General features: G+C 66.2%; 15 protein-coding genes and 1 tRNA gene. 4 read left to right on the top strand and 12 right to left on the bottom strand.

Annotation, left to right across the window (positions count from 1 at the left end; genetic code table 11):
* Window positions 1-13: 13 nt before the first annotated feature.
* Both ileS and KUV49_RS06320 read right to left on the bottom strand, forming a co-directional pair.
* Window positions 14-3,067: an isoleucine--tRNA ligase gene (ileS, locus tag KUV49_RS06325; RefSeq protein WP_222449211.1), complete on the bottom strand. Its 3,054-nt coding sequence runs from the start codon at window positions 3,065-3,067 to the stop codon at window positions 14-16.
* A 214-nt stretch (window positions 3,068-3,281) separates the two neighbouring features.
* On the bottom strand, window positions 3,282-3,494 hold the full coding sequence (locus tag KUV49_RS06320; protein WP_222449210.1) for a hypothetical protein: 213 nt from the start codon (window positions 3,492-3,494) through the stop codon (window positions 3,282-3,284).
* Between KUV49_RS06320 and KUV49_RS06315 the strand changes: the two genes are divergently transcribed.
* The gene (locus KUV49_RS06315; RefSeq protein ID WP_222449209.1) at window positions 3,493-3,912 is read left to right on the top strand and encodes a group III truncated hemoglobin; all 420 of its coding nucleotides are present in this window, start codon (window positions 3,493-3,495) and stop codon (window positions 3,910-3,912) included. The genes KUV49_RS06320 and KUV49_RS06315 overlap by 2 nt on opposite strands.
* A 114-nt stretch (window positions 3,913-4,026) precedes the next feature.
* On the opposite strand, the gene KUV49_RS06310 is transcribed toward KUV49_RS06315, so the two are convergent.
* The 3 genes from KUV49_RS06310 to KUV49_RS06300 are packed head-to-tail and all read right to left on the bottom strand — an operon-like array spanning window position 4,027 to window position 6,880.
* Window positions 4,027-5,034 carry a YcjF family protein gene (locus tag KUV49_RS06310; protein WP_222449208.1) on the bottom strand — a complete coding sequence of 336 codons (1,008 nt, stop codon included), beginning with the start codon at window positions 5,032-5,034 and terminating at the stop codon, window positions 4,027-4,029.
* Window positions 5,031-5,456 (bottom strand): GNAT family N-acetyltransferase, encoded by a 426-nt coding sequence (locus KUV49_RS06305; protein ID WP_222449207.1) that lies wholly within the window; start codon window positions 5,454-5,456, stop codon window positions 5,031-5,033. The genes KUV49_RS06310 and KUV49_RS06305 overlap by 4 nt, the downstream gene beginning before the upstream one ends.
* Window positions 5,453-6,880: a YcjX family protein gene (locus tag KUV49_RS06300; RefSeq protein ID WP_222449206.1), complete on the bottom strand. Its 1,428-nt coding sequence runs from the start codon at window positions 6,878-6,880 to the stop codon at window positions 5,453-5,455. Before KUV49_RS06300 ends, KUV49_RS06305 begins: the two co-directional genes overlap by 4 nt.
* Window positions 6,881-6,984: 104 nt before the next feature.
* On the opposite strand from KUV49_RS06300, the gene truA reads away from it, so the two are divergent.
* The 3 genes from truA to KUV49_RS06285 all read left to right on the top strand — a co-directional run bounded on the left by truA (window position 6,985) and on the right by KUV49_RS06285 (window position 8,896).
* On the top strand, window positions 6,985-7,752 hold the full coding sequence (gene truA / locus KUV49_RS06295; protein ID WP_222449205.1) for a tRNA pseudouridine(38-40) synthase TruA: 768 nt from the start codon (window positions 6,985-6,987) through the stop codon (window positions 7,750-7,752).
* A 48-nt stretch (window positions 7,753-7,800) separates the two neighbouring features.
* Window positions 7,801-7,877, top strand: a tRNA-Arg gene (locus KUV49_RS06290).
* A 302-nt stretch (window positions 7,878-8,179) separates the two neighbouring features.
* A complete protein-coding gene (locus tag KUV49_RS06285) occupies window positions 8,180-8,896 on the top strand; it encodes a Crp/Fnr family transcriptional regulator (protein WP_222449204.1) in 717 nt (238 codons plus the stop codon).
* Here the strand turns inward: KUV49_RS06285 and KUV49_RS06280 are convergent.
* From KUV49_RS06280 to KUV49_RS06250, 7 genes are read right to left on the bottom strand one after another with little or no spacing between them, the layout of a single operon-like run.
* Entirely contained in the window at window positions 8,878-9,468 is a 591-nt protein-coding gene (locus tag KUV49_RS06280; RefSeq protein WP_222449203.1) for a class I SAM-dependent DNA methyltransferase, read from the bottom strand. The two genes, KUV49_RS06285 and KUV49_RS06280, sit on opposite strands and share 19 nt — an antisense overlap.
* Entirely contained in the window at window positions 9,465-10,187 is a 723-nt protein-coding gene (locus KUV49_RS06275) for a PIG-L deacetylase family protein (protein ID WP_222449202.1), read from the bottom strand. The genes KUV49_RS06280 and KUV49_RS06275 overlap by 4 nt, the downstream gene beginning before the upstream one ends.
* A complete protein-coding gene (locus KUV49_RS06270) occupies window positions 10,184-11,251 on the bottom strand; it encodes an acyl-CoA dehydrogenase family protein (RefSeq protein ID WP_222545601.1) in 1,068 nt (355 codons plus the stop codon). The genes KUV49_RS06275 and KUV49_RS06270 overlap by 4 nt, the downstream gene beginning before the upstream one ends.
* 20 nt (window positions 11,252-11,271) lie before the next feature.
* Window positions 11,272-12,309 (bottom strand): glycosyltransferase, encoded by a 1,038-nt coding sequence (locus KUV49_RS06265; RefSeq protein ID WP_222449200.1) that lies wholly within the window; start codon window positions 12,307-12,309, stop codon window positions 11,272-11,274.
* Window positions 12,306-14,357 (bottom strand): catalase, encoded by a 2,052-nt coding sequence (locus tag KUV49_RS06260; RefSeq protein WP_222449199.1) that lies wholly within the window; start codon window positions 14,355-14,357, stop codon window positions 12,306-12,308. The genes KUV49_RS06265 and KUV49_RS06260 overlap by 4 nt, the downstream gene beginning before the upstream one ends.
* Before the next feature lie 17 nt (window positions 14,358-14,374).
* Window positions 14,375-15,415, bottom strand: coding sequence for a glycosyltransferase family 4 protein (locus tag KUV49_RS06255; RefSeq protein WP_222449198.1), 1,041 nt, complete (start codon window positions 15,413-15,415; stop codon window positions 14,375-14,377).
* Window positions 15,412-16,323, bottom strand: a complete 912-nt coding sequence (locus KUV49_RS06250; protein WP_222449197.1) for a glycosyltransferase family 2 protein — start codon at window positions 16,321-16,323, stop codon at window positions 15,412-15,414. The genes KUV49_RS06255 and KUV49_RS06250 overlap by 4 nt, the downstream gene beginning before the upstream one ends.
* Window positions 16,324-16,332: the final 9 nt, after the last annotated feature.

Below are 16,332 nucleotides of genomic sequence, written 5' to 3'. Positions count from 1 at the left end.
GTCACTCCCACCGTCACCCCAACGCCTCGTTGCACCGCGTACAGACCCCCGGATGCGTGTGCGTGCCCACATCAGGCAGGATCTTCCAGCACCGCTGACACTTCTCGCCCTCCGCGCGCTCGAACACCACGGTCACCCCGTCCACCTCGGGCAGACGATACGCCTCCGCCGGGCTGGGATCGTCGGTCAGCCGGATATCGGACGTGATGCAGATATCGTCGAAATTGACCGAATTCAGCACCTCCAGCGCCTCGGCATCCCGCACATGCACCACGGGTGCCGCTTCCAGCGACGCCCCGATCACCTTGTCGGTCCGCTGCACCTCCAGCGCCGCCGTCACCACGCGCCGCGCCTGCCGCACCGTGGCCCATTTCGCCGCCAGCGGCTCGTTCAGCCATTCCTTCGGCGTCTCCGGGATATCCACCAGATGCACCGAGCTCTCGTCCCCCGGGAACCGCTCCAGCCAGACCTCTTCCATGGTGAACACCAGCACCGGCGCCAGCCACGTGGTCAGGCGGTGGAACAGGATATCCATCACCGTCCGCGCCGCCCGCCGCCGGGCCGTATCCCCGTCGCAATACAGCGCATCCTTGCGGATATCGAAGTAGAAGGCGGAGAGCTCCACCGTCGCGAAGTTGAACAGTGCCTGGAACACCCCCTGGAAATCATAGGCGGCGTAACCCGTCCGCACCTTGTGATCCAACTCCGCCAGCCGGTGCAGCACCCAGCGCTCCAGCTCCGGCATGTCCTCCGGCGCCACCCGGTCGTCCTCGCTGAAATGGCTCAACGCCCCCAGCAGGAAGCGCATCGTGTTGCGCAGCCGGCGATAGCTGTCGGCGGTCCCCTTCAGGATCTCCGGCCCGATCCGCTGATCGTTGGTGTAATCCGTCTGCGCCACCCAAAGCCGCAGGATATCCGCGCCATACTGCTTGACGACCTCCTCGGGCACGATGGTGTTGCCGAGCGACTTGGACATCTTGTTGCCCTTCTCGTCCAGCGTGAACCCATGGGTCAGCACGCCGCGATAGGGCGCATGTCCCGTCGTGCCGCAGGATTGCAACATCGACGAATGGAACCACCCCCGATGCTGGTCGGTGCCTTCAAGATACAGGTCCGCCATCCCGTCCTCGGACCCGTCCGCGCGGTCGCGCAGAACGAACGCATGGGTCGAGCCGGAATCGAACCAGACGTCGAGAATGTCGTCGACCTTCTCCCACTCTCCGGGGTCATAGTCATTGCCCAGGAACCGCTCCTTGGCCCCCTCCTTGTACCACGCATCCGCGCCTTCGGCCTCGAACGCCTCCAGGATGCGGGCATTGACCTTTTCATCCCGCAGCAGGAAGCCCTCGTCGGTGGGCATCGCGCCCTTCCTGACGAAGCAGGTCAGCGGCACGCCCCAGGCCCGCTGCCGCGACAGAACCCAGTCCGGCCGCGATTCCATCATGGAATACAAACGGTTGCGCCCGGTCTTCGGCGTCCACTGCACCTTGTCGATCTCGGTCAGCGCGCGCTGCCGGATAGTGGTGCCGCTCTCGTCCTGCCCATCACCGACTTCGCGATCAATCGCGGCAAACCACTGCGGCGTGTTGCGATAGATCACCGGCGCTTTCGACCGCCAGCTATGCGGATAGCTGTGCTTGATCTTGCCCCGCGCCAAGAGGCCACCCACCTCGACCAGCTTGTCGATGATCGTCTTGTTGGCGTTGCCCTCCTTGCCCTTGCGATCAAGGATATAGGTCCCGCCAAAGAACGGCAGGTCGGCGCGGAAACCGCCATCGTCCATCACGTTATAGGTGATGACCTGGTCGAGCATCCCGAGGCCACGGTAAAGCTCGTATTCCTCCATCCCGTGGCTGGGCGCGCAATGCACGAAGCCGGTGCCTTCCTCGTCGGTCACGAAATCGGCGGCGCGAAAATCGCGCAGGTCGTCCCACTCGCCGTTCGACCCTTCCGCGCCGTGCAGCGGGTGCTTCAGGCTCAGACCGGCCAACTCGTCCGCGGTCACATCCCGCACCCGGCTCCACTGATCGTCGTTCAGCCGTGCGCGGCCCATGACATCCCCGGCCAGCTTGTCGGCCAGGATGAACCTGTCGCCCACATTGGCCCAGCACTCGTCCGGCGTGCCCGTGACCTCGTAAAGGCCATAGGCGATGTCCTCGCCATAAACGACCGCCTTGTTCGACGGCATGGTCCAGGGTGTCGTGGTCCAGATGACGACGTAGGCGCCAAGTAGTTCAGTGGCCTTAGCCTCCAAGGCTTTCTTGTTCTCGAAAGCGTTCTGTCCAGCAACACTCAGCATCTGGTCTATTGCCTTGGCGGAGAAGTCTCCGTCCTGCGGTCGTTCCGGTGCTCCTGAACCACTAGCAGGCACCTTGTCTGGATCCACGTCGGCCACGGCGAACTTCACCCAAACCGTAAAGCTCTCCTTGTCGTGGTACTCCACCTCCGCCTCGGCCAGCGCGGTCTTCTCCACCGGCGACCACATCACCGGCTTCGACCCCTGGTACAAAGTCCCGTTCATCAGGAACTTCTGGAACTCCTCCGCGATGATCCGCTCGGCACGGAAATCCATCGTCAGGTAGGGCTTTTCCCATTTCCCGGTCACGCCCAGCCGCTTGAACTCGTCGCGCTGGATGTCGATCCAGCCTTCGGCGAACTTGCGGCACTCGGCGCGGAAATCGACGATATCCACCGCATCCTTGTTCTGGCCCTTCTTGCGGTACTCTTCCTCGATCTTCCATTCGATCGGCAGGCCATGACAGTCCCAGCCGGGGATATAGCGCGCATCGCGCCCCATCATCTGCTGGCTGCGCACCACCATGTCCTTCAGGATCTTGTTCAGCGCGTGGCCGATATGCAGGTGCCCGTTGGCGTAAGGGGGGCCATCATGCAGCGTGAAGGGCTGGCGCGGCTCGGCGTCCGCCTTCTCGCGCAGGCGGTCATAGACCTTCAGGCCGTTCCACCGCTCCAGCCACTCGGGCTCGCGTTTCGGCAGGCCCGCGCGCATCGGGAACTCGGTCTGCGGCAGGTTCAGCGTGTCTTTGTAATCGGGTGTCTCGGAACACATCTGTGACGTCCTTTGTCACTGGCATTTCAATCTCTGGGTGGGGGCGGCGCGGTGCGTCCATACGCCTTGTCCCGGCGGCTCGTCTGTTTCAGAGCGCCGGGCATGTAATTCGAATGATGATCGCAAAGCGGGTCATGATGGGGGGCGTTATAGGTGGGCGCGTTCCAAGGAGCAAGCCGTAGAACCCGGCCTCGCCGACGGCGGCCAAGACTTTTCAGAAAAGTCTTGGCAAAAGCCTTCTCAAGGCTTTTGCAACGCCCGCCCTGTTAACCCGCCGGATCGGCAAAATCCGCACCGTCGGCGGACCACCCAAATACCGACGCGATACCGACGTGCCGATTTCCGGCAATCCGGTGGCGTTAACCATGTTTCCCGAATCGTGTTTGCCATTGCATCCGGCCCATCCAACGGCCAGATTCCAGGCCATGACACCGGCCCTGCCCCCCCGTTTCGAAATCACCCGCGCCGAAATCGAGCGCGTGGTTTCGGCCTTCTACGCCGCGTGCCGCGCCCACCCCGGGCTGGCCCCAGTCTTTGCCGCCCATGTCACCGACTGGCCCGCGCACGAGGCCCGCGTCAGCGATTTCTGGGCCAACACGATCCTGCACGAGCGGTGCTACGTGGGCAATGCCATGCAGGCCCATGTGCAGGCGGGCAACGTCAAACCCGGCATGTTCTCGACCTGGCTCGACCTTTTCGACAGCACGCTGCAATCCGAGCTGCCCCCGACCAAGGCCGCCGCCTGGTCGGCGCTCGCCCACCGCATCGGCCAGACCCTGCGCGCGGGCGTCGTGAACCGCGAGACCCTGCCCGGCGGCATCCCCAAGCTTGGCAACCCGTTCTGACGCACGGCCCCGCGACCGGACGTTAAGGTTTTGCTGTCAGATTGGGCAAAGTCGTGAGGTCAATTCGGCCTCGCGGCGAAAATACCGACGCACCGAGCGAAAACCACCGCTCGTTTACCCTTTGTTAACCCCGCTGAAGAGCCCGGTCAGCGCCCGCTGCACCATCCGCGTCACCGACGGCCGCTTGCCCGCCCGGAACGGCAGGGGTCGGCAGACTTCCATCGCCGCCACGCCCACCCGCGCGGTCAGTGCGCCGTTCACGATCCCCTCGCCGAACCGGCGCGAGACCTTGGACAAAAGGCTTCCCCCGGCGACCGAGCCAATCAGGTCGTCGCCCACCGCCACGGCGCCCGTGGCCACCAGGTGCGTCATCACCGCCCGGGCCAGCCGCCAGCTGCCCAGCGTGCCCGACCGCCCGCCATAGATCTCGGCGATGCGCCGGATCATCCGCAGGTTCGACGTCAGCGCCGCGATCACGTCGGCAAAGGCCAGCGGCACCACCGCCGTCACCGTCGCCACCTGCCGTGCGGCGGCCTCGATCTCGCGCGCCGCGGCCTGGTCCAGCGGCGCCAGCAACTCGGTCTCGGCCAATCCCAGCAGGCTGGCGGCATCCATCTGCTCGGGGCCATAGTCGCGCAGCCGATCGCGGCCCCAGCTGGTATCGTCGCGGCCCGCGTAAAGCTGCGTCAGGTCCCGCACCACGCCCCGCGCCTGCTTCAGGTCCGCGCCCGCCAGCGCCGCATCGGCCTCGCGGTGCAGCGTGTCGATCCGCGCCAGCCGGGAAAACGCCGCCATCTCGCGGATGACGATGATCAGGCAGACAAGGGCGAACGCCGCGATCAGCGCGGTGACGGCATAGCCCAGCACCACGTTCCGGGCCAAGAGCGCCATCACGAAATCCCAAGCGGCAAAGGAAATCACCGCCCCCAGGATCGACAGCAACAACCCCCAGAACCACCGCGCCAGGCGCGACGGTTTCTTCGCCGCCAGCGTCGCCACGGTCTGCATCGCGCGGCCCTCCGGATGGCCGTCCACCACGGGGTCCGGCACCGGGGGCGCCATGTCGGGGCGGGGGCTGTCATCGCCCTCTTCGATGTCGATCAGAACTGGCCGCTTGCTCATGTTTCCACCCTGCGCTCCGGCGGCCAGACCATCAGGATCTCCGGACGCCCCTCGTCATTTCTCGCACCATCCGCGCGTGTCTTTTCGGCAAAGCCATGGCGGCAATAGAACCGCCGGCCTCCGGTGTTTTCTTCGGCCACCCAAAGGTTTAGCCGATCCCGCTCTCGCTTGGCATCCTGCAATAACAGGCGGCCCACCCCTTGGCCCTGCGCCATTGGGTGCACGTAAAGCGCATGCAGTTCAGGCCCCGTGCAAAGGATGAAACCGGCCAGTCGCGTATCGTCACACACCGCCCGGACACAGCCGCGCCGGGTCATCCTGACCATGATTTTCAGGTCATCCCACCAATGCCCGGTTCGATGCTGCCACAAGACGCCCAGAAGGCCCGGCACATGCTTCAACCGTGCGTCGAACGGGGTCATAACCGATCCCCGATCAGAAACTGCGCCGCGCGGTCCAGCCTTATATGCGGCGGGCCTTCCCCGCGCTTCAGCGTCAGCCGCGCGGGCGCGAAATTCATCACCTCGTACTCGGCCTCCAGCCACGCCTCGGCCCCGTCCCGCGCCGGCCCCAGCAGGTGCGCCGGGTCCTCCGGCAAGGCCCCGGGATAGAACGCCGCCTGCTTGCCGCGCCCGCCCTCGGGCGTCATCAGCGTGCCCCGCACGCAATCCAGAGTCTGACCGCCATGCTCCCGCGTTTCCTCGGTCGTGGCCCTGAGCGCGGCAATCGCCATCCCCGCCGTCTCGGCCCCGGCGAAATCAGCCCGGTTGCGCGCATCCCGCATCAGCGCCTCGATGATGCCGGTCAGGCGCCCATGCTGCGTGTGGTGCAGATGGTCGGCCTTGGTGGCCGCGAACAGGATTTTCTCCACCCGCTGCCCGATCAGCAGCCTTGACAGAAAGGCGTTCCGTCCCGGCCGGAACGCCCCCAGGATATCGGCCATTGCGCGGCGCATGTCCTCGACCGCCTGCGGGCCGTTGTGAATGGCGCCCAGCGCGTCGACCAGCACGACCTGCCGGTCGATCCTCGAGAAATGATCGCGGAAAAAGGGTTTGACGACCTTGGATTTATAGGCCTCGAACCGCCGCTCCATCTCGCGCCACAGCGACCGGCGCGGCGGGTTGTCGGGCTTGGGCAACGGCGCGAAGGTCAGCACCGGAGAGCCGGCCAGATCCCCCGGCAGCAGGAACCGACCCGGCGTGCAATCCGACAGCCCCGCCGCGCGCGCCGCGTTCAAATAGGCGGTGAACGCCTCGGCCAGCGATTGCGCCACAGGCTCCTCCAGCCTGGCCGTGGCATCCACCTCGCGGGCCAAGGCCAGAAAGCCCTGCGCCTGCTCACGGCTTTCCAACCGGCCCAGGGTTTCGGCGGACCACTCGGCAAAGCTCTTGTCCATCAGGCCCAGGTCCAGCAGCCATTCGCCGGGGTAATCCACGATGTCCAGGTGCACCGTGCGCGGCCCCTGCAACCCGGCCAACAGCCCCGAGGGACGCACGCGCAGCGACAGGCGCAGCTCCGACACGGTCCTTGTGCTGTCCGGCCAACGCGGCGTCTCGGCGGTCAGCGCCCCCAGGTGTTTTTCATACTCGAACCGGGGCAGCGTGTCGTCGGGCTGCGGCTGCAGATAGGCCGCCGAAATGCGCCCCTCGGCGGCGGCGACAAGCCCCGGCATCCGGCCGCGATCCATCAGGTTGGCCACCAGCGAGGTGATGAACACCGTCTTGCCCGCGCGGCTCAGCCCCGTGACGCCCAGCCGGATCACAGGCTCCATGAACGCGCCAGACAGCGTGTCGCCCACGCGTTCCACCCCGCGCGTCAGCCCATCTGCGATATCCGAAAGCACCAAACTGCCCCTTCTCTTTCCGCTAAAGATAGGCCGCGCACCCGGCATGTGCCAGAGGGGAGCGTTGGGGGATTGTTCCCCGCCCCCGGCCACGCTAAGGCCTTTTCATGCCCCGCTATGCATTGAAAGTCGAATATCACGGCGCGCCCTTCGCCGGCTGGCAGCGACAGGCCGATCAGCCTTCGGTGCAAGGCGCGATCGAGGATGCGCTGGCGCGGCTGGAACCCGGCCCGCACACGATTGCGGCGGCGGGTCGCACCGATGCGGGGGTGCACGGGCTGGCACAGGTCGCGCAATGCGACATGGCCAAGGACTGGGACCCGTTCCGCCTGTCCGAGGCGTTGAACTATCACCTGAAACCCCTGCCCGTTGCGATCCTCGACTGTGCGCAGGTCGCCGACGACTGGCACGCGCGCTTTTCCGCCATCGAGCGTCGCTATCTCTTTCGCCTGCTGGTCCGCCGCGCCCCGGCCACCCATGACAAGGGGCTGGTCTGGCGCGTGCAGAACGCGCTGGACGTCGAGGCCATGCGCCAAGGCGCGGCCCACCTTGTGGGCCACCACGACTTCACGACCTTCCGCTCGACCATCTGCCAGGCGAAAAGCCCCGTGAAAACAATGGACGAGATCGCCATCTCGCAGGTCGAAGGCCTCGGCGGGCGCGAGATCCAGTTCCGCCTGCGCGCAAGGTCTTTCCTGCACAACCAGGTGCGCAGCATCGTCGGCACGCTGGAGCGCGTCGGCGCCGGGGCCTGGGCACCGGACCAGGTGAAAGCGGCGCTCGAGGCCCGCGACCGCGCCGCCTGCGGCCCGGTTTGCCCGCCACAAGGCCTCTATCTTGCGGGCGTCGGCTACCCCGAGGACCCCTTCGCGTGATTTCGCCTTTGAATTCGCATCCGCGCTTGGGTAAGGCTTTCGCCAAGCGGTCCCGTAGCTCAACTGGATAGAGCAGCTGACTTCTAATCAGCAGGTTCGGGGTTCGAGTCCTCGCGGGATCGCCAATGACGTCAGTACTTTCGGTACGACGCTTCGAAGCACGTGATTTCGTGGCTTTCGCATCTTCTCAGGGGTGTTTTTCTCCACCCTCCGGATAGGACGCGCTTCGCGTTTGCGGGGTGTCCGAACCGGAAGGGAACAGTGTGCTCGCAGGCGCGTTCAACCTGCATTGTGTGACCCAAGGTCCAGCACCGCTGGTTCCTTGATGGATCGACTGCCGTGCAGGAGGCGATGAATGAAAGGCGAACGGTTTGGCAGGCCGGAACGTTCGATTGTGACGACAGCCTCAAAAGGCGGCGAAAGCGCCTTGAAGGAACAATACCGTCAAGGCGTTGTGCGGCGGCTGGAGCCGGAACTCTGGCACTTGTTGCGTGCCGCCTGTTCCGGGATACGGGTGCTTGACGCACGCGAAATGCTGTCCAGGGCGGGCGACAGGCTCGATGTCAGTGCGCTGCTCCTGGACGGGCTGATGGCGCGCTACATCCGGGCCTCGCAAAGGGGCGAGCCGCAGAGTGCGATCGTTTCCATCAATGTGCCGGGGGATTTCGTCGACCTGCACGCCTTGCCCCTGAAACGCCTGGATCACGATATCGGTGCCTTGACGGACGCGCGGATCGCGATCTTCCCCCATGCTGCGTTGGACCAGATCATTGATCGGTCCTCCAGCTATGCACGGCAACTGTGGGGGTTGACCATGATCGACGCCTCGATCCACCGGCACTGGGTCTTCCGCTCAAGCCGGTTGCGCGCATTGGCGTCCGTGGCCGATTTCGTGAGCGAGATGGATCTGCGACTTCAGGAGGCGGGACAGATCACCGGCGACCGCCTGCCCCTACCCCTACTGCAGACCGATCTGGCCGAAATCGCCGGTCTTTCCCCGGTCCATGTCAGTCGCGTCTGCAGGGAGCTCCGCGAGAGCGGAGCCTGCACGATCCGGGACGGACATGCCGAGATCCACGACAGGGCGCTCCTGCATCACCTGGCGCATTTCGATCCATCCTACCTCTATCCACTTGCAGAGTGAGCGCCGTTGCAGACGAAGGCCGCCGCGATCCAGCTGGTTCCTGAATCGCGGCGGATGTCATGATCCGGCCGGTCGGCCGAAAGCGCGGCCAGCAGACGTGTTTCGACCTCCCGCGCGCTCAGCGTCGTTTCCGTCGGGCCGAGGTAGCCCGCGACAAGGCACACGCCATCGGGCGCGAGGTTGTCGACAACCCGGCAAAGGACCTCGTCCAGCCCGGTGGAGGAGAGATAGTACAGAACTTCCGACAGGACGATCAGGTCCCAATGCCCCTCCGGCCAACCCTCGGGCACCTCGGCCACCTCGAACCGGGCGCCCGGGATACGCCTTGTGCGGGCCCTTTCGACGGCCGTGGGCGCGAAATCGATCCCGAGCAGGCTGTCGCAGCGACGCGCGATCGCTTCGCTCATCACCCCGATCGAGCAGCCGACTTCCAGGGCGCGGCCGAACCGGCGCGGCGGCAAAAGGGCGAGGCAGCGGGCATATTTCTCTGCCTCATATGGGCTGGTCTCATAATCCCAGGGGTCGGCTGTCTCGCGGTAGAGACGGTCGAAGGAGGCGGCGTCGCGGCTCATGCTGGGATAAAGATCTCATCGGCCACGACAAAATGCGTGGCGAGGTCCTGCGGCATCCGAAAGCCGTCCGGGTCGTCGTCGATAAGCCCGGTCATCTGGGACACATGGGCGGCCACGGCGCGCGCCTTGAGGTCGTGGAACGCTGTCGTTCGAAAACGCCGGAGGCCGACGCTGGACGCCCCGGCCACGGCAGGCTGTACCCTGCCCCAGACCGGGCAGGCGAACATCGCGCAGTCCAGCCGGCCCGCCATCCAGCGGGCAAGCCGCCACACGTGCTGATGGTCGCTGTGCGGATCGCCGTTCCACGTGGTCCAGATTGCCGTGACGCGTTCGAGACGGCAAGGCAACCGCGTCTCGACTTCGGAAAACAACACGGGATCATCCCGCATGCCCTGATCGGGATACCCCAGCCAGATCGGCGTCTCGCGTTCGTCGGTAAGGATCCGGACCGCCGTCTCGACCTCCGTCTTGCGCAAGGCTGCCAGTGCGGCGGCGGGATAGGCCCTGGACTTGGGATGCGACAATGCTCCGTCTGTAACGACCGCTACGTGAACGCGGTGGCCGGCGGCAGAGGCCGCCGCGATGGCCCCTCCCATCGCGAGCGATTCATCATCGGGGTGGGGTGCCAGGACCAGCACGTCACCGGCTCCGGTCAGGTCCGCCAGCTGGACATGGGGCGCGTCTTCGGCCTGTGCGACAATCCCGGTGAAGGTCATCATCCTTCCCAGACCTCTCCGATCGGGGCCTCGGCCGCGCACAGCGCCGCGCCGACCTGCCGCAGCTTTCCGTCTAGGTCCGCCTGCCGCAGGAAGAACCCGAGGTCGCGGCGGACCAGCTCCGCCCGCTGACCTTTGACGAAAGACCGGGTGCCGAGGGCGCGGTCAGCCAGCGCGATACCTTCGAGGCAGGCCGCCTCGACCTCCTCTCGCGCCGCGAGGCTCAGCGCCACGGCCTCCGCCCCCGCGCCGGACGCCTCGACCCGGAGAGCAGCATCCTCGACGATCAGCCGTGCACGATGGGCCAGGCTGGCAATCCGGGCAAGGCGATGCAGTTGAGCCTCGCCCGGCGCGTCCATCCCGCTGACGGCGCGACGAACCTCCTCGGCCAGGGCCTCCAGCCCTCCGGTCTGCACGGCGGCATAACGCCAGACACCACCCTGGAAATGCGGCTCGCGCAGGTAATCATCCGCAGCCCCGAGGGCCTCTGCCGTGACACCGTTGAAATCGTAACTGCCCGAGGCCGTCGCCCGCATGCCGGAGGTGTCCCACGCGGCGGCATCTGCGCGTCCGGGGTCCCGGACCTCCGCGATGGCAAGGCGCAGGCCATCGACATGCTTGGCCGTCACCACGGCATGGCTGACCGTCCCCAGACCCGAGGCAAAGCGCTTGCCCCCGGCCATGCGGAGCCGCCCGTCAAGTTCCGACATGACCCTCACCGGCGGGTCGGCGTCGGCCCCCCATACGCCATAGATCGCCCCGTTCCATGCAAGATTGGTGTGGCGCCGCACCTGCTCGGGCGTGCCGTAGAGGCTGACCAGTTTAAGGGCGTTCATATGCCCTTCGGCCAGGCGTCCAACCGACAGGCTGGCGCGGCCAATCCGGCGCAGCAATGTGGCCTGCTCGCGTGTTTCCCGTGGGTCTCCCTCGAATGCGCAGAGCCGGGCCAGGATGCCGGATGCCGCCAGGCGGCGCATGTCGCCCGACAGATCGCAGAGGCCTGCATCGGCCTTCAGCGCAACATCCGCGACGGCCTTCAGGGCGTCGGCTTCGGTCAGCGGCTGCATTGATATTGCGGGGGCTTTTCTCATGCCGTCAGCCTTTCCGTGTTCGCCCGCTCTGCGCAGACCGCCGCGGCCAGAAGGGGCAATTCGCGCTCCACGTCCGACAGTCGCATCCGGATGCGGTCCAACCCGGCCAATTGCCTGTCGATCCGCGCCACCTGCAGCGAGTCCGCGCCGTACCGGACCACGCCGACACGCCGCGCCTGTCGCAGGCGCAAACGCTGCACCGTCCGGTCGGCAGGTTCGAGCGCGCTGTCCACCAGCGGATCGGGGTCGGAAATACGCCGCGCCAAGGCCTCGGCCATGCCACCCGGCGCACGTCCGTCCAGTCGACAAGAGGTCGTGACGCGCACCTTCTGGCTGTGCCGCAACCGCCAGCCACGGTCCTCCGCGAGCGCGGCAAAGGCGCGGTCCTCGTTGCCCGACAGCGCCGGGATCCCGCCGGTATCGGTATAAAGCGGCATCCGGAACGCAAGGCTGGCGCCCGCGGCACCCAGCCCGCACGGGGCGGGATCGTGCGCCAGAGGGTCGATCAGCGCACGAAGCGCGAGGGTCAGTGCGACATACTCGCCCTCGGCGGCGCCGCGCTGCGAGATGATCCGGGGCAATTGCGCGAACTCGTCGGCATCCGGGAAGACGGAGCCGCAAATCAGGTCGGCCTGCGTCAGCTCCGACAGGTTGGCGTCCAGCCAGTCGGGAAACACCCGGCTGTCGGCATCGGTGGTGAGCACCACGCCGTCGCGGGCAAGCCGGGATGCTGCGGCGGCGACGGCCTGCCGCCGCGCTGCCCCGACACCCCCCGGCGGGGTCTCGGCCAGTTCCATCAGCAGCCCCGCCGTGCCCGTGGCCGCGAACCAGTCTTGGGCGCGGGGAAAGGTCGCGTCGTCCGACCCGTTGACGACCACCACGATCCCACCACGGCCCTGCAAGGCCATGCGCGCGGCCTCGAGGCAGGGCACGATCCGCTCCGCCTCGTTTCGGGCCGGGACCGTGATCGCCGCAGGCCAATGCGTCTGCGGGCCGAACGCAAGGCTGCCCGCGGCAAGAGGCCGGCGGCTCACGCCGCCCGCTCCCAGAAGCGCAGCTTCTTGCAGGCGTCGATGAAGTCCTCGGGCCCGCCGTCAAGGACGAAGACGCCCGCGTCGACCTCCTCCGGCACCGCGGCCGACCAGAGGGCGGATTTCGCCTCGGCCGTCAGGGCGATGAACTTCTTGTGCGCAAAGGCGTCCGCCAGGAATACGCGCGCGCCGTGCAGGCCCGCCAGCCTGGCCGCGCCGTCCTCGGACGCGAGGATCGCCACCGCGTCGAACAGGACAGACGGCGCGCCATCCAGCTTTTCGTCCGCCTCGATGGTCTTGCCGCGCGCTGTGGTCACACCGCCGACCTTCTCGGCCACGACCGTGACCTGCGCGCCTTCCGCTTCGGCAGCCTTTTTCAGCGCGTCAAAGGCCCCGCCGTCAATGCCATCGGTGAGGAGTACGCCCGGCTTGCGACCCGCAAAGCTTTCGGGCGGGTTGGCGAGGATGCTGAGCGCGGGTGACGGCTCGGTCTCGACCACCTTGCGCGCGGGCGCGGCGGGCGCCGGCATCTCGGCAAGTCCCAGCCCGTCGGCGACCGTCTTGGCCAGATCGTCGTCGATGCCCATCAGGTGGCCGACCATGCGTTGGCGGATCGACACGCGCCCGACCTTCGAAAGCTCGAAGACGAAGGCATCGGCGATGTGGTCCTTCTCGACATCCGTCTGGCTAAGGTAGAACTGGCGCGCCTGACTGTAATGGTCGGCAAAGGTCTCGGACCGCACGCGTTGCTTCGGCCCCGCCTCCTCGGCGGGGTAAGAGGTGAACCCCCTGTCGGGGTCCTCGCGCGGGCCCTCGCCAAAGCTGTTCGGCTCGTAATTCACCCGGCCCTTCGGATTGTGCATCGCCATGTGGCCGTCCTGTTGCAGGTGGGCAAACGGGCATTTCGGCGCGTTGACCGGAATGTGGTTGAAGTTCGGCCCGCCAAGCCGCTTGAGTTGCGTATCGAGGTAGGAAAAGTTCCGGCCTTGCAGCAACGGGTCGTTGGAATGGTCGATACCGGGCACGATGTTGCCGGTCTGAAAGGCGACCTGCTCGGTCTCCGCAAAGAAGTTGTCGACCATGCGGTTCAGCGTCAGCGTACCGACGCTGCGCACCGGGACCAATTCCTCCGGGATCAGCTTGGTGGCGTCCAGCACGTCGAAATCGAAGCTGTCGGCGAAATCCTCGTCAAAGACCTGAAGGCCCAGATCCCACTGGGGGTAATCGCCCTTCTGGATCGCGTCCCAAAGGTCGCGGCGGTGAAAGTCCGGGTCTGCGCCGTTTATCTTGACCGCCTCGTCCCAGAGAACGGATTGCATGCCCAGCCGGGGCTTCCAGTGGAACTTGACGAAACGCGACGTGCCCTCGGCGTTGACCAGCCGGAAGGTATGCACACCAAACCCTTCCATGAAGCGGAAAGAACGCGGGATGGTCCGGTCGGACATGATCCAAAGCGCCATGTGCATGGCTTCCGGCATCAGCGAAATGAAGTCCCAGAAATTGTCATGCGCCGTCTGCGCTTGCGGAAAGCCGCGGTCGGGCTCCTGCTTGGCGGCATGGATCAGGTCCGGAAACTTCATCGCGTCCTGGATGAAGAAGACGGGGATGTTGTTGCCGACGAGGTCCCAGTTGCCCTCCTTGGTATAGAATTTCACCGCAAAGCCGCGCACGTCACGGGCAAGGTCGGGGGATCCCTTGTTGCCGGCGACGGTGGAGAAGCGCACGAAGACCTCCGTCTTCTCGCCCACCTCGGTAAGCACTCTGGCGCGGGTGAGGTCAGAAAGGTCCTCGGTCAGTTCGAAGGTGCCGTGGGCGCCATAGCCCCGGGCGTGGACGACCCGCTCCGGAATACGCTCGTGGTCGAAATGAAAGATCTTCTCGCGGAAGACCTGGTCTTCGATCAGGTGCGGTCCGCGCTGCCCGACCTTGAGCGTGTTCTGGTCGTCCGAGATCGGGGTGCCGACCTGCGTCGTCATGGTCTCGTGGCTGTCGTCCGCGACCTGATGGGTCTCGCCGCCGTTGCCTTTGCGGATATCACTGTCGTCTTTCATGGGAAGTCCTTTCGTGTTCAATCCTGCATTGCGTGAAGGCGGGGCCGGTCCGCCACGTCGGCGTTCAGCAGCGCTGCCCACTGGTCGGCCACGTGGGAAAGCCGGAATTCGGCCCGTGCGGTGGCAAGGGGGCGCCGCCCGATGGCGTTGCGCCAGTCGGCGATCCGGCCGGCGACCGCGTCGGGGTCGCCGCTGTCGATGCACTGTCCGGGATCCGAGGCCACCTCGTCATTCGCGCCAAGGCCGCGCTGCAAAAGCGCCGGACAGCCGACGGCATTGGCCTCTGCAATGACCAGCCCGAAGGTCTCGGCAAATTGGTCCTGCGGATAGAACAGGCACAGCGACCGGCGCATCCATCTGATCAGCTTGGGCTTTTCGAGCCTCCCGAGCGGGATCACCCCGGCCGGGACCGGCCCGGTCGGCCAGCTGAGGTAGCCGGGATCGGCCACGACGAGTCGCAGCGACGGGACACGTTGCTTCAGTGTCTCGAACCGGCGGAACACCTGGCCAAGCCCCTTGTGGGGCGACGAGGCGAACAGCATCAGGTCGCGGTCGCGGGGCGTGTCGTCGGGGACAAGATCGTCGTCGATCGGGTTGTGTATATGGCCGATCGACGGCGCACCTGTCCCAAGGAACCGGCGCAACCATTCGGCATGGGCGGCCGAGACGCATATCACCTCCACCCCGGATGCGTGCAAGGCCGGGGCCAGCGCCCGGTTGTGACGGCCGGGAAAGACATGCTGCCAGACGATGACCCGCGCGTCGGGATGCATGCGCGCCATCTTGGGCGCAATTTTCCAAGAGTTGACCACGACAATCACGCGCGGCGCTTCGGGCAGCGGGCGCCCGATGTCGCACCGGCCATACCGGACGCCGCCGGACAGGGCGTCCGGCCCCTGCCGCGCGGACTGGCGGACGATGATGCGGATCCGGGGGGAAAGGCTTTGTGCGATGCGCACCACTGTCGCCTCGGTGCCGCCAAGCCCGGTCAATTGACCTCGTATCCCGCTGTAGGCGCGCGGCGCGAGCGTGTCGACAAAGGTGATGCCGCCGCTCATGCCACCCGGTCCCGAAGCGCCGTCACCCGGGCGAGCGATTGGCGGTTGCAGAGATCCGGCCTGGTGCAGGACCGTATCCTTACGCCGGACAGATCGATCGGAACCGGATCGACCTTGCGCGTTGCGAACCAGCGGCCCACCGCATCCCAGACGCGCTGGCGGTCCGCAACGCGCCGCGGGCTGTCGTAATCCGTCGCACCCGCCTGGGTTAACCCGTCCGGTGACTCGATCTTGGTCAACAGGATCTCGGGAATGACCCAGAGCACCTCACCCGCCATGATCAGCCGGTTGCGGAATTCGCGGTCCTCCTCGATACAGTCCAGGAAGCCGCCCAGCCGGTCAAAGACCGACCGATGGAACAGGCCGGAATTCACATGCGTCCAGTCCCCCGGCACCCCGGCGGCCATCTGCAGGTTCGGAAAGAAATCGTCGACCAGGCTGAGGCTGCGGCGGATCTCGACCCGCTCGCCATCCGGCAGGATGAGTTCATGATGGGTCAGCACGCCACCCACCTGGATGGGCGTCTCAGGCTCTCGGCCCGACAGGCGCCAGTTGAGCGAAGGATGCGCACCGATGGTTTCGTTCCCGAGCACGCGCGCCTGCCGCATGACCTTGTCGCGGTGTGGCAGGTCATCGGAATCGTGGAAGGTGATGGCGTCAGTCGTGCTCAGCGCGATGCCCACGTTCTTCGCCTGCGCGGTCCCGACGTTGCCGGCAAGGCTGACGCCGACGAAACGCGGGTGATCGGCGTATCGGCTCAGGATCGCCCCGGTCTCGTCTTGCGATCCGTCATCGACGACCATCACCGTGGTCTGGGCATGCGACTGCCCCAGCGCCGCCTCGATGGCCTGCGGCAGCATGTGGGCGCGATTGTAGGTCGGGATGATGATCGTGACGCTGGGGGTCATCGGTGTCTC

Origin of the sequence: Roseovarius atlanticus (assembly GCF_019802205.1) — a bacterium.
GTDB lineage: Bacteria > Pseudomonadota > Alphaproteobacteria > Rhodobacterales > Rhodobacteraceae > Roseovarius > Roseovarius atlanticus_A.
The sequence above is the reverse complement of the archived record's forward strand: the minus strand, read 5'-3'. Positions and strand labels throughout refer to the sequence as shown.